Source organism: Bradyrhizobium sp. INPA03-11B, from assembly GCF_040446015.1.
In the GTDB taxonomy this organism is placed as follows: Bacteria; Pseudomonadota; Alphaproteobacteria; order Rhizobiales; family Xanthobacteraceae; genus Bradyrhizobium; species Bradyrhizobium macuxiense_A.
In genome coordinates this window covers 1-10,576 of record NZ_JASGSR010000192.1, presented here as the reverse complement: position 1 = coordinate 10,576, position 10,576 = coordinate 1, and the positions used below count along the sequence as shown (strand labels likewise).

Genomic DNA, 10,576 nt, shown 5'->3' with positions numbered 1-10,576 from the left:
TCCCCTAGTCAAATCCCGGTCCTAGAGAATCACGATACGAAACGCTTCGCTACCGACTTCTTCAACAGCCTGCTAGGTGACCTCGACGCCGAAGACCATATCATGTCGGGAGAACTGAACGTCCCTGCAGGGTATCTTCCCGACTGGGATGCATATGTCGTGAAGGCTGCAGATATCCCGCCCGATCAGCGCGATAAGTGGGTCATTAAAGGCCAACATTAGGCAAACCCCATCTTCGGATACTCAATCGCCCGGCCGAAGGCCGCCGACTGCACCACGGGCGCCCCGATCGGTTCCGAACAGAATCTTCGACTGTTCAGCTACTTATGGCGATTTCTGAGATTTCTTCGGCGATGAGGGGACTTGTTCTGTGCGCACGCTCGTAACCCTTAACCATGGGGTCGAGGGTTCGGCTCCCTCCGCGCTCACCAAATTATTCCACCCGGCCGCTGACCAGATCAGCGAACCGGCGGGTTGTAGCGATCCCAGATGACGGTTCTCGAGCCGCTCTGGGTCGACCGCGAGATGGCGTCGTCGAACTTGTGATAGTGGTCGAACTGCTGCTGCTCATCGCGCAGCTGCGGCGCTTGGGCAGGCGAGTAAGGACTATTCGTACCGTTCCAATGATCAGATCCCGACACGACACCACCCCATCCTGGTTCAGATGCGGGCTGGTTAGCATCGTTGCGCTTGTATCTCTGTATCGTCGTGGCAACAGCGCCGGCAATCCGCGCAAATATGCGCACACGGATTGTTTCCGTAGTTCTCCGTGCGTGAACAGTGCGCCAACCTTGGATATCCGTGACGTGCCTGCAAAATACGGTGCCAGGAGCCTGCACATGAAATTTGCCAAGGCCGTCGCGGTTTGGCTCGCGCCTTGCGTATTTGCCGCAACGGCCAATGCACAGAGCTGCCTCACGGGCCCCATCAAAACGAAGGACGGCACGTTGCAGACGTGGACTGTCGTCAATCGCTGCGGCGCACCGGTAACGCTGCGCTATTCGCTGACAGGTCCCCTGGGCAAGGAGCCAAAAAGCGCAATCGTCTCCGCCTGCAGCAGGCAGCGGATTGTGCAGACCTTCGCGACAGATCAGGTCGATTTTCTCGACACGGCCTATGGTCCGGGCTGGGAGAAGACTTGCCCGTCATTGGACGATGAGGTTCGCCCCAGGACACGACCGGCAAAATCAACCAACGAATCAGATCAGATCCCTTTTCCATCGATCAGCCCGCCGCCCTTGGCCGGTCCCAAGCCAATTGGCCCTGCGGGAGGGAAACCGATTCCCAAGGGATAGCCGGAGAGCTGCGGAATCAATCGGGCGAGCTTCAGCACCGCGTCCAGCGCAGCGGCCAGATCAGCGTCGATTGAAGTTCACGCTGTTCACGATGACAACGGCAGTTCGCCCTGCCCGCCCGTCCAGTCGATGATGTCGACCTGGAGCCCGCGCTTCAGCATCTCGGCTTCAAGACTGCCGGCATGCCGCTTCCATTCGGGTGTCGAGCGGACGCGGAATTTTGGCTCTTCGCCGTTGGCCTCGAATTCATCGTCGGCCTTGAGCGCGCCGCGGACGGCTTCGTACATCATCTTCAGGCTGGCGTCGGTGAAGGCGCCGTAGTCCATCGGTCGTCTCCCTCAGCACTCTCGGAAACGCAAAAGGCCGCCACGGAGCTACTCGTGACGGCCTTCTGCATAGCGGCCCATCCAGACGGCCCAACATCAGCGTTGCGCGAGTCGGGTTAATGAAACGTTGTCGCGCGACGGCGCGTCCCTTCGCCGAGCTCGCCGGCAATGCCGACAAAAAAGGCCTCGCCGAAGCGAGGCCCCCTTTGATTGTGCGAGATGCGTCCGGCACTCGCTAGTCGTCATCCCAGTCACGACCACGGATGACGACGCCACGGTCGCGGTAGTAATCGCGATGATGGTACCAGCCGTGGTGCCAGCCGCGATCGTACTCCCGGTATACGCGCGGGCCGTCATATCGATAGCCGTAATAGTCGGGGCTGCTGCCGATATAGAGGCCCACACCCTGCGCGCTGGCGATGGTGGGTGCCGCTATCGAAAGCGCCGCCGCTGCGGCAAGAGCGTAAGTAAGCTTCGTCATGACATCCTCCTTTCCAGTACCGATGCTAACGGCTGACGTCAGCGCATGTTGCAGGAACATGTCCGGAACTTTCGTGAACGCCTGTTCAACATCGTGGCGAGTTCGACGCCACCGTCAGGGGCCAGCGGAGGAAGACCGTTAGAGCCGTTTGCGATCCCGTGTTTCGCCGGATTCCACTTCAATCGCAAACCGCGCTACCAGCCCGGAACCGAGACTGGTTCCATCCAGTTCGCAGTTTCCAGATTTGCCGGTCGGGGCCGTGACGTGACGCGGCTCGTTTCATTTGGCCGCGTGTCGAAGCGCGGGAGTTCTTCCTCTTTGACGCGCTGAGGCAATGTGAGATGTCGGTAGCCGAGCATGCCTTGATCGACGTCAGCCGTAGGGGCCGTCGCGGCTCACAGCCTCAGGCATCGAAACAATTGGGCGAGCGCCGTGTTGGCGGATTGCGCGCGCCGTTCGAGCATTTCGGCCGCCGTGGCGTAGTTGCGGGCGAGGATCTGGAGCGCATGTCGAGCATCCGGCAGTGTCGACTGCTTGGCCATCTCCAGGCACTGGTGCTCGAAGTATCGAAGCTCCTCAAGTTCGGTCATTGCGATTCGTCCGATTCCGTTCAGCATTTTCGAACTCACTGCGCCAACGGCCTAGTGAAAGTTTGGCAAGATTGTTGCGAACGCCGGACTATCTGGTCGGAGTGTTGCTGGACGCATGATTTGATAATCACCGCTCCGTGACCAGCGCGGCTGCGCGCCGGGCGCGGGTGCGCGCCGGACGCGGACCCGCGCCGGGCTGATCGACAAGCGCACCCGATCGCTTCAGTATGCGTGAGTCTTGCTTTGGACGCAGCAACTCTCGACCGGAGTGCAGGGGCATCTTCGCGAGGATGGCAGTGGCGCGGCGCTGAGTTGGCCTTGTTGGACCAGATGAAGAAACGCGATTGGGTCTTCGTGGCGGCCTGCGTGGCAGGCGCGCTGCTGTTCGGTATCTGGAGTGTCCAGATGGGCTTCGCGTTTCACCGCTCCCGGCAGGGCCCGACCGATCTGTCGAGCTCGCACCGGCGCAGCCAGGACACCTCTTCCGTGAGAAGCCCTGCCCGGCTCGACGCCGATGACGGCGATCAAGCGGACCACCAGTCCCGATAGGCCGCGCAATCGCGTTTCTCATCGCCACACCGCCTAAGCCCAGGCCACGCCTGCGACGACGGCGCCGTCATCGTCGTCATTCCCGGCACGCGTGAGCCGCCTGCGGCGCGCGCTGTCCGTTGCGCGACGATGGCGCATGTCAAACCTGTGCAGCGCCGCCGGCACACGCCCCGCGATGTCGCTAGCGAACGCGATGGCCTGCCTGACGATGGCCATCACGGTCGCAACGCGCGTAAACAAACCGATCAGGAAGATCATCGAGAAGATGTCGATATAGGCCAGCACATCGCCAACCAGCATCAATTCGGGAGGAAGCGGAATCCGGTGCAGATAGGCGACGATCACGATGACGACCGGGATCAGCGCAATCACCTTCCGCAAGGTCAACCGATCCAGCAAGGCGGCGAGCTCGACGACCAGGACCTGCCAGAGCCAGTCGCCAAGCGCGGCCGGCTTGTCGATGGTCCAGGTCTGCCACAACCGCTGCCACCACCGCTGCCAAGTCCGTTTCCACATCACGGCGTCCGCCTTGTCCCCACGGCAATACGGCTACGGCTTTGCCGTCGCCTCGCTGCCGTCGCCCTCGACCGCGGCGCCTTGCGGATCAGCCGGATCGGCCGATGGAAAGATACGCTCGTAATTGGCCCGGGCCTCGCGGATCAGACGCGCGCGCTCCAGTTCCGACTTCGAGATGAACCTGACGATCTCGCCCATGTGCTCTCCAACGCAGGGGGAATTATCCAACCATCGGCGATGCAACCATCGTGCCTGATGGCTGCCCGGCCGACATGCGCGCGACGCTTACCGGGGCGCCCGCGGCGCTATCCGCTGCTGGCTAAACGCCACGCGCGGATTGATGCCGCAATAGGCATCGCGGCCTGAGGCCGACGCCTGGCACTGCTCGTAGGTCTGATAGCCGCAATAGCCGGGATATCCCTCGTCCCTGCCCTGGATGCACCAGGGATAATCGTAGGGATCGGCCGCCGCCGGCTGCACGGAGCCGGCAATCCAGCTCATCCCGAGCGCCGCGAACGCGACAATCGCCCAACTCGTCCTGCCCATGATCCTGCTTCCTTCGTCGATCGGCACCCAGCAGTCGATGTAGGTACGCCGGCGAGATCTGCGAGGTTTCTGCTTGCGGCCTCAAGAAGCTGTGACCCGGGCGCGACCGCGCGCATCGGGGGACAAGGGCACCCCGGATGGGATCGGGACCATAAAAAAACACGAGGCCCGGTGTGCCTAGGAGACCGGGCCTCGTGTCTGATGTCCCCCGCCTCGTGGCGGATCAGGTGTTGTGGTTACGCGAGCTTGCGCGCGCGATCCATCCCGGATGACTACGGGGATCGGCCGCGCGCGGACATCACTTGCTGTAGCTGTAGAAGCCCTGCCCGGTCTTGCGGCCGAGATGGCCGGCATCGACCATCTCCTTCAGCAGCGGCGCCGGCCGGTACTTGGGATCGTTGAAGCCGGTGTAGAACACCTCCATCACCGACAGCATGGTGTCGAGCCCGATCAGGTCGGCGAGCGCGAGCGGTCCGATCGGATGGTTGCAGCCGAGCTTCATGCCGGCATCGATCTCCTCCGCGGTCGCAATGCCTTCCTGCAGCGCGAAGATCGCCTCGTTGATCATCGGGCACAGGATGCGGTTGACCGCAAAGCCCGGGCTGTTCTTCGCGGTGATCGCGACCTTGCCGACTCGCTTGGCGAACGCTTCGGCCTTGGCGACCGTGTCGTCCGAGGTCTGCAAGCCCTTGATCAATTCGAGCAGCGCCATCACCGGGACCGGATTGAAGAAGTGCATCCCGATGAAGCGGTCGGGACGATCGGTCGAGGCCGCAAGGCGGGTGATCGAGATCGACGAGGTGTTGGTCGCGACCAGCGCGCTCGGCTTCAGCCCGGCGCAGAGATCCCTGAGGATCTTGACCTTGAGCTCCTCGTTCTCGGTCGCCGCTTCGATCACGAGATCGCAGGCGGCAAGCTTGGACTTGTCGGTGGTGGCAACGATCCGCGCGAGCGTCGCGTCGCGATCGGCGGCGGTCATCTTTTCCTTGGAGACCAGGCGATCGAGACTGCCCCCGACCGTCTTCAGGCCGCGTTGCACCGCCGCGTCCGAGATATCCACCATGGTCACGTTCAGTCCTGCGGCCGCGCAGATCTGCGCGATGCCGTTGCCCATGGTCCCGGCGCCGATAATGCCAACCGTCTCAATCATTGCGTTCGTTCCTCGCAGCTAGCGCGGCCGCACGGCCGCATCCTCAAAAACGGCGGACCGTGGGTCCGCGGATGGCGCAGGAATAGCAGTCCGGCCGGGTGGCCGATACAGGAGACGCCGGTATCCTGGTGAGGTTTATTCGGGGCGCGGGGGCAGCGCCCGCCGTGGCGGAACGGCGGTGCGCGACGGCAGCTCGGTACGCGGCGGATCGGCCATCCGCGACGGCTCAAACACGCGATTGAGCCGCACGATCCACCAGGCCAGTCGCCCGTAGTTGCGGCGACGTGCCGATCCGAATCCCTCGTCGATGTCCTGGTCACGATCCATACCCCTATCGTTAACGTGCATCCTTGAAGGAACGGTGAGTGCCATCACGAGCTGTGCCGGCAATCGTTAGGAACTTGGCAACGATTTCGCGCAAGCCTTGCTGCGTTGACGGCGCCGGCACCGGTAATCGTCCGGATTGCGTATTGAAGCCCCTGCGCCGCAGCATCGCCAGAGCGGTGCGACTCGCATTTAGTTGATCGAATTTTCCGCGGCGCGCCGCGACATAAGGACATTAGACGACGAGGGCTACGCCCATGCTTTCTGAAAAGTTCTTTTTGGTTCTCGAGACATTGCTCAACGGTCAGATCCATTCCGACGGAAGCCCGCGCGTGGTGAGCACTTCGCCGCACATTCCGGTCAAGCTTCCGCGTGAAGGCAAGCCCGAAGGCAACCAGCCTCGCTAGGCCGCTTGCGGGCGGCAGGTGAGCCTCCACCGCCCATCCGAATTCTCAATCGCCGCGGCCACCACCCCGGCGGAAGCGGGATCGTTGCTCGCCGGCCGGATCGATCGCCGTGACGTGCGAAGCCGATCGACGGCCTCGCACCCGATCGCGCTGGATTGCTGTGCACCGACGCGTGCGACGCCCGCTGACGCAAGCGGTCGCACGCCTGCCGCATCCGATCTCCCCCGTCGTACACGCCAGAAGCAACATAGCGCTAGGTGAAGCGACGCGAATCAGCGTTACTTTGCAACTGATCACTTCGTGGGATTTGGCTGCATGACCCAGCCCGGCGTGGATCAGAAGGTTTTGGATCAGAACATTCGCGAGCTGCAGGAATGGCTCCGCAACGCCTGGCAGCAGCTTGCGGACCCCTCGCTCACCGCGTTCTCCCGTCGCGAACTGCGCAACCAGATGAAGCAATGCAACGCCGATCTGCGCGTGCAGCTGCAGGCCGCGTCCAAGCAAATGCTGAGTCAGCCCGCGACATCAGGCAAGATATTCGCCAAGCCTGAGCTGCGGATCCTCGTCTAGAAGCGCGCCCGCGCGAAGCTGGCGCTTGCCGGCATTCGCGGCCGCATCCGTGTCACGAACGCCTGCGCGCCAAAATGCCGCGATCTCCTGCTGCATGCGCGCCATACGCACCCTCTGCTTGTGCAGACACGCACGACGAGGCACAGCAAAACCGCGCCGGCATGCCTATATTGGGCGTCGTAGCGCGGCCAACGCCGCCAAAGCTTAGGGACTCCCGTGTTATATCTGGAACTTGCGATCGTGGCGGTCTTGATCGTCGTCAACGGTCTGTTGTCGATGTCGGAGCTTGCGATCGTCTCCTCCCGTCCGGCGCGGCTCGCGGCGCTGGTCGAACGCGGCGTCAGCGGTTCACGCCGCGCGCTGGCGCTGGCCTCCGATCCCGGAAAATTCCTCTCCACCGTGCAAATCGGCATCACGCTGATCGGCGTGCTGTCGGGCGCGTTCTCAGGCGCGACGCTCGGCCAGCGGCTCTCGCAATGGCTGTTCGAGCTCGGGCTGTCGGCAAACGTCGCCGATGCGGCCGGTGTCGGCATCGTGGTCGGCGTGATCACCTATGCCTCGCTGATCGTCGGCGAACTGGTGCCGAAGCAGATCGCACTGCGCGACCCGGAGTCGGTCGCCGTGCGGGTCGCCCCTGCCATGACCATGATGGCGCGGCTGTCGCTGCCGCTGGTGTGGCTGCTTGATCGCTCGGGCAAGCTGCTGCTGTGGGTGCTCGGTCATCGCGAGGATGCGCAGGATCGCGTCAGCGAGGACGAGATCAAGACGCTGGTGGTGGAAGCCGAGAACGCCGGCGTGCTCGAGCCCGGCGAAAAGGAGATGATCGCCGGCGTGATGCGGCTCGGCGACCTCCCGGTCGGCGCGGTGATGACGCCGCGCCACGAGGTCAGCCTGATCGATCTCGCCGCCCCTGCGCCCGAAATCCTGGCGACGCTGCAAAAGAGCAATCACTCGCGCTGCGTGGTGTTCGACGGCAACCGCGATCATGCGCTCGGCATCGTGCAGGCCAAGGACGTGCTCGACGTCTACCTCGCCGGCCAGACGCCCGACATCCGCGCGCTGACGCGTGACGCGCCGATCATTCCCGAGACCGTCGACGCCCGCGACGTGGTCGCGATCCTGCGCGACTCCGCGGTGCATATCGGCCTCGTGCACGACGAGTACGGCACCTTCCAGGGCGTCGTGACCAGCGCCGACATCCTGGAAGCCATCGTCGGCGCCTTCCATACCGAGGAAGGCCCGGCCGAGCCCGCCTATGTCAGGCGCGACGACGGCTCCTATCTGATCTCGGGCTGGATGCCGGCGCTCGAGTTCAGCGAACTGCTCGGCATCGTGCTGCCCTCGCCGCGGCCCTACCAGACCGCGGCCGGCTTCCTGCTGCATGCGTTCGGCGCGATCCCCGACACCGGCGCGAAGACCACCGCGCAGGGCTGGGACTTCGAGATCGTCGACCTCGACGGCCGGCGCATCGACAAGGTCTTGGCGAGCAAGCGGCCGGCGGCCTGACATTGCCAGCCGGCCGGCCTGTTGATAACGGGCAGGACAACGAAACAGGCGGCCGCTGTGTGCTATCCGCATATCGGCCACTGAAATCCCTCTGAGTAAACCCCACGGAATAGATCCCCATGCGCATTACCCTTGTCGGATCCCGCCATTTCGGCGTGACGACCCTGAACATGCTGCGCGAGCACCACGTCACGCTGGTCAGGGTGGTCGTCCATGACGGCGAGGACCGGCTGGCGGCGGCAGCAAGGGCTGCCGGCATCGACGTCGTCGTCCAGGCCGATCCCAAGCTGGTGGCGGCGAACGAGATCGCACCCGGCACCGACCTGATCGTGACCGCCCACAGCCATGCCCGCGTCAGCAGGGAGGCGCTTGCCGTGGCCAAGTTTGGCGGCATCGGCTACCACCCGTCGCTACTGCCCCGCCATCGCGGCATCGCAGCGGTGGAATGGACCATCAAGGAAGGCGATCCGATCGCCGGCGGCAGCATCTACCACCTCGCCGACCGCATGGACGCCGGCGCCATCGCCGCGCAGGACTGGGTGTTCGTCAAGAAGGGCGAGACCGCACGCGAATTGTGGGAGCGCGCGCTCGCGCCGCTCGGCCTGCGCCTGCTCGGCGAGGTCATCGACTACGGCAAGGTCAACGGCGCGTTGCCGGCCAAGCCGCAGGACGAGCAGTTTGCGACCAAGGCGCCCAATCTGAGCCCGGGCAAGCACTAATCCGGATTTCGGTATTAAATTACCGAGTCTCGACAGACAGGGATCGAATTCTTCGTTCCCTACCCGGAACCGAATTCACCATGATGTGTTTGAGTTCACAGGAACTTTTGGGGACTCCCGCGACGCAGCAAATTTTGAACACATTGTGACAGGATAAGCCGCGTCATCACAAGAAATGACAGGGATTTGATTCATGCGTTCGATCCGCATTCGCGACCTGATTTTGGTCACTTCGGTCGCTTCGGCTGCCGCGCTCACCGCAGCTCCCGCCTCCGCCCAGCAGCCTTATGACGGCCTTTGGAACGTCACTGTGGTCACCAAGACCGGCAGCTGCGAGCCGTCGCAGAGCTCGACTGTGACTGTCGCTGAAGGAAAGATCTCGGCGCAGGGCGCGGCGATCTCCGGCACCGTCGGCAGCGGGGGTCTTGTGCGAGTCTCGATCAATGGTGCATATGCGAACGGACAACTCAGTGGCAACTCCGGATCGGGGAAGTGGAATGGGGCATCAGCTGGCGTACCGTGCAGCGGCCGATGGGAAGCATCCCGTCAGTAAGATCACCAGCGTATCGCGTTTCTTCGCCATCGCGCGGCGGCCAGCATTTGCAGCCGCCGCGTTTTTCGTGACCGCACTCGCGAGCACCGCAGGCCATGCCCAGTCCGGCCCATTCGCCGGCATGGCGGGCACCTGGTCGGGTGCCGGTTCGGTGATCCTGGACGACGGATCGAGCGAGCGGATTCGCTGCCGTGCGACCTATCACGTCGGCGGGCCCAAGATGACCATGAACCTGACCTGCGCCAGCGACGCCTACAAGTTCAACCTGGCGGCCGACGTGCAGGCTGAAGGCAGCGCGGTCAGCGGCAATTGGAGCGAGGCGAGCCGCAATGTCAGCGGCGACCTGCGAGGTCGCGGCGGCGGCGGCAACTTCCAGGTCGTTGCCAGCGCCCCCGGCTTCAACGCCGACATCGCGATGCGCACCGCCGGCAACAAGCAGTCCGTCACGATCAGGGCCGACAGCCAATTCCGTGGCGCCAACATCACGCTGTCGAAGTAACCGGCCTTCAGACAACAACGCCCCCGAGACTCAAATCTCGGGGGCGTTTTTCGTTAGCCATGCGCTCGCTATGCCGTGCGTGGCTTGCCAAGATTCTCGGCGGTCTGCTGGATGGTGCGGGCAATCAACAGCGCCTGCTCCTTGGTGACCGCAAAGTCGTGCACGCCTTTGTCCGTCGTCATGGAGATCACCATGATATCCGGCTGTTGCTCCGGCCAGCCGGTCGCGAACCCCGTGAGGAGGTCAGGCGCCTTTCGCATGTTGCTCTTGTTCATCGCTGAAGGTCCTATGCTGCGGGAATGAACGCCGTGACCTCGATCTCGACCTTGGCGCGCTGATCGACCAGCCCGTCGATATAGAGCAGCGTGGACGGCGGGAAATTGCGCCCGAGCGTCTCCTTCCAGGCCGCGCCGATACCGGCGCCCGCGGCCTCGTATTCGCTGCGGCTGGTCAGGTACCAGGTCAGGCGGACGATATGCTCGGGACCGGCGCCGGCTTCGTTCAGGAGCTTGATGATGCGCTTCAGCGCGGTGCCGACCTGCGCG

General features: G+C 63.5%; 20 protein-coding genes. 9 read left to right on the top strand and 11 right to left on the bottom strand.

The features are described from left to right. Positions 1 to 222 (top strand): hypothetical protein (locus QMZ05_RS38895; RefSeq protein ID WP_353705576.1); only part of this gene is annotated, 222 nt, incomplete at its 5' end. Positions 223 to 458: 236 nt separating this feature from the next. Here the strand turns inward: QMZ05_RS38895 and QMZ05_RS38890 are convergent. Beyond that, positions 459 to 641: a hypothetical protein gene (locus tag QMZ05_RS38890; RefSeq protein WP_353705575.1), complete on the bottom strand. Its 183-nt coding sequence runs from the start codon at positions 639 to 641 to the stop codon at positions 459 to 461. Positions 642 to 839: 198 nt separating this feature from the next. Here QMZ05_RS38890 and QMZ05_RS38885 point away from each other — a divergent pair, with 198 nt between their 5' ends. Further along, positions 840 to 1,295 (top strand): hypothetical protein, encoded by a 456-nt coding sequence (locus QMZ05_RS38885; RefSeq protein ID WP_353705574.1) that lies wholly within the window; start codon positions 840 to 842, stop codon positions 1,293 to 1,295. Between the two features lie 86 nt (positions 1,296 to 1,381). Here the strand turns inward: QMZ05_RS38885 and QMZ05_RS38880 are convergent, their stop codons facing one another. The 3 genes from QMZ05_RS38880 to QMZ05_RS38870 all read right to left on the bottom strand — a co-directional run bounded on the left by QMZ05_RS38880 (position 1,382) and on the right by QMZ05_RS38870 (position 2,692). After that, complete coding sequence (locus tag QMZ05_RS38880; RefSeq protein ID WP_353705573.1) at positions 1,382 to 1,621, bottom strand: hypothetical protein; 240 nt, start codon at positions 1,619 to 1,621, stop codon at positions 1,382 to 1,384. Positions 1,622 to 1,856: 235 nt separating this feature from the next. Next, entirely contained in the window at positions 1,857 to 2,102 is a 246-nt protein-coding gene (locus tag QMZ05_RS38875) for a hypothetical protein (RefSeq protein WP_353705572.1), read from the bottom strand. Positions 2,103 to 2,497: 395 nt separating this feature from the next. Beyond that, entirely contained in the window at positions 2,498 to 2,692 is a 195-nt protein-coding gene (locus tag QMZ05_RS38870; RefSeq protein WP_353705571.1) for a hypothetical protein, read from the bottom strand. A 321-nt stretch (positions 2,693 to 3,013) separates the two neighbouring features. On the opposite strand from QMZ05_RS38870, the gene QMZ05_RS38865 reads away from it, so the two are divergent. Further along, a complete protein-coding gene (locus tag QMZ05_RS38865; protein ID WP_353705570.1) occupies positions 3,014 to 3,241 on the top strand; it encodes a hypothetical protein in 228 nt (75 codons plus the stop codon). A gap of 33 nt (positions 3,242 to 3,274) precedes the next feature. Here QMZ05_RS38865 and QMZ05_RS38860 read toward each other — a convergent pair whose 3' ends face one another. The 5 genes from QMZ05_RS38860 to QMZ05_RS38840 all read right to left on the bottom strand — a co-directional run bounded on the left by QMZ05_RS38860 (position 3,275) and on the right by QMZ05_RS38840 (position 5,780). Continuing rightward, positions 3,275 to 3,757, bottom strand: coding sequence for a hypothetical protein (locus tag QMZ05_RS38860; protein WP_353705569.1), 483 nt, complete (start codon positions 3,755 to 3,757; stop codon positions 3,275 to 3,277). 33 nt (positions 3,758 to 3,790) lie between these two features. Beyond that, entirely contained in the window at positions 3,791 to 3,955 is a 165-nt protein-coding gene (locus QMZ05_RS38855; protein WP_353705568.1) for a hypothetical protein, read from the bottom strand. An 87-nt stretch (positions 3,956 to 4,042) separates the two neighbouring features. Next, the gene (locus QMZ05_RS38850; RefSeq protein ID WP_353705567.1) at positions 4,043 to 4,303 is read right to left on the bottom strand and encodes a DUF3551 domain-containing protein; all 261 of its coding nucleotides are present in this window, start codon (positions 4,301 to 4,303) and stop codon (positions 4,043 to 4,045) included. A 298-nt stretch (positions 4,304 to 4,601) separates the two neighbouring features. Continuing rightward, positions 4,602 to 5,453, bottom strand: a complete 852-nt coding sequence (locus QMZ05_RS38845) for a 3-hydroxybutyryl-CoA dehydrogenase (RefSeq protein ID WP_353705566.1) — start codon at positions 5,451 to 5,453, stop codon at positions 4,602 to 4,604. 135 nt (positions 5,454 to 5,588) lie between these two features. Then, the gene (locus tag QMZ05_RS38840) at positions 5,589 to 5,780 is read right to left on the bottom strand and encodes a hypothetical protein (RefSeq protein WP_353705565.1); all 192 of its coding nucleotides are present in this window, start codon (positions 5,778 to 5,780) and stop codon (positions 5,589 to 5,591) included. A 254-nt stretch (positions 5,781 to 6,034) separates the two neighbouring features. On the opposite strand from QMZ05_RS38840, the gene QMZ05_RS38835 reads away from it, so the two are divergent. From QMZ05_RS38835 to QMZ05_RS38810, 6 genes are all read left to right on the top strand, one after another. Then, on the top strand, positions 6,035 to 6,184 hold the full coding sequence (locus tag QMZ05_RS38835) for a hypothetical protein (RefSeq protein ID WP_353705564.1): 150 nt from the start codon (positions 6,035 to 6,037) through the stop codon (positions 6,182 to 6,184). 315 nt (positions 6,185 to 6,499) lie between these two features. Continuing rightward, positions 6,500 to 6,754, top strand: coding sequence for a hypothetical protein (locus QMZ05_RS38830; RefSeq protein WP_353705563.1), 255 nt, complete (start codon positions 6,500 to 6,502; stop codon positions 6,752 to 6,754). Between the two features lie 216 nt (positions 6,755 to 6,970). Then, positions 6,971 to 8,260 carry a hemolysin family protein gene (locus QMZ05_RS38825; RefSeq protein WP_353705562.1) on the top strand — a complete coding sequence of 430 codons (1,290 nt, stop codon included), beginning with the start codon at positions 6,971 to 6,973 and terminating at the stop codon, positions 8,258 to 8,260. Between the two features lie 119 nt (positions 8,261 to 8,379). Continuing rightward, positions 8,380 to 8,979 (top strand): formyltransferase family protein, encoded by a 600-nt coding sequence (locus QMZ05_RS38820; protein WP_353705561.1) that lies wholly within the window; start codon positions 8,380 to 8,382, stop codon positions 8,977 to 8,979. A 193-nt stretch (positions 8,980 to 9,172) separates the two neighbouring features. Continuing rightward, positions 9,173 to 9,532, top strand: coding sequence for a hypothetical protein (locus QMZ05_RS38815; protein WP_016846110.1), 360 nt, complete (start codon positions 9,173 to 9,175; stop codon positions 9,530 to 9,532). Between the two features lie 67 nt (positions 9,533 to 9,599). After that, positions 9,600 to 10,031 carry a hypothetical protein gene (locus tag QMZ05_RS38810; protein WP_353705560.1) on the top strand — a complete coding sequence of 144 codons (432 nt, stop codon included), beginning with the start codon at positions 9,600 to 9,602 and terminating at the stop codon, positions 10,029 to 10,031. 68 nt (positions 10,032 to 10,099) lie between these two features. Here QMZ05_RS38810 and QMZ05_RS38805 read toward each other — a convergent pair whose 3' ends face one another. Together QMZ05_RS38805 and QMZ05_RS38800 are read right to left on the bottom strand one after the other, a co-directional pair. Then, on the bottom strand, positions 10,100 to 10,306 hold the full coding sequence (locus tag QMZ05_RS38805) for a hypothetical protein (protein WP_050424492.1): 207 nt from the start codon (positions 10,304 to 10,306) through the stop codon (positions 10,100 to 10,102). Positions 10,307 to 10,317: 11 nt separating this feature from the next. Further along, a partial coding sequence (locus QMZ05_RS38800; protein WP_353705559.1) for a RidA family protein occupies positions 10,318 to 10,576 on the bottom strand: 259 nt, incomplete at its 5' end.

What these genes read in the sequence shown, in the direction of transcription:
- QMZ05_RS38885 (WP_353705574.1), top strand. Translation starts at nt 840, where the DNA reads ATGAAATTTGCCAAGGCCGTCGCGGTTTGGCTCGCGCCTTGCGTATTT.
- QMZ05_RS38880 (WP_353705573.1), bottom strand. Translation starts at nt 1,621, where the DNA reads ATGGACTACGGCGCCTTCACCGACGCCAGCCTGAAGATGATGTACGAA.
- QMZ05_RS38875 (WP_353705572.1), bottom strand. Translation starts at nt 2,102, where the DNA reads ATGACGAAGCTTACTTACGCTCTTGCCGCAGCGGCGGCGCTTTCGATA.
- QMZ05_RS38870 (WP_353705571.1), bottom strand. Translation starts at nt 2,692, where the DNA reads ATGACCGAACTTGAGGAGCTTCGATACTTCGAGCACCAGTGCCTGGAG.
- QMZ05_RS38860 (WP_353705569.1), bottom strand. Translation starts at nt 3,757, where the DNA reads ATGTGGAAACGGACTTGGCAGCGGTGGTGGCAGCGGTTGTGGCAGACC.
- QMZ05_RS38855 (WP_353705568.1), bottom strand. Translation starts at nt 3,955, where the DNA reads ATGGGCGAGATCGTCAGGTTCATCTCGAAGTCGGAACTGGAGCGCGCG.
- QMZ05_RS38850 (WP_353705567.1), bottom strand. Translation starts at nt 4,303, where the DNA reads ATGGGCAGGACGAGTTGGGCGATTGTCGCGTTCGCGGCGCTCGGGATG.
- QMZ05_RS38845 (WP_353705566.1), bottom strand. Translation starts at nt 5,453, where the DNA reads ATGATTGAGACGGTTGGCATTATCGGCGCCGGGACCATGGGCAACGGC.
- QMZ05_RS38840 (WP_353705565.1), bottom strand. Translation starts at nt 5,780, where the DNA reads ATGGATCGTGACCAGGACATCGACGAGGGATTCGGATCGGCACGTCGC.
- QMZ05_RS38835 (WP_353705564.1), top strand. Translation starts at nt 6,035, where the DNA reads ATGCTTTCTGAAAAGTTCTTTTTGGTTCTCGAGACATTGCTCAACGGT.
- QMZ05_RS38830 (WP_353705563.1), top strand. Translation starts at nt 6,500, where the DNA reads ATGACCCAGCCCGGCGTGGATCAGAAGGTTTTGGATCAGAACATTCGC.
- QMZ05_RS38820 (WP_353705561.1), top strand. Translation starts at nt 8,380, where the DNA reads ATGCGCATTACCCTTGTCGGATCCCGCCATTTCGGCGTGACGACCCTG.
- QMZ05_RS38815 (WP_016846110.1), top strand. Translation starts at nt 9,173, where the DNA reads ATGCGTTCGATCCGCATTCGCGACCTGATTTTGGTCACTTCGGTCGCT.
- QMZ05_RS38805 (WP_050424492.1), bottom strand. Translation starts at nt 10,306, where the DNA reads ATGAACAAGAGCAACATGCGAAAGGCGCCTGACCTCCTCACGGGGTTC.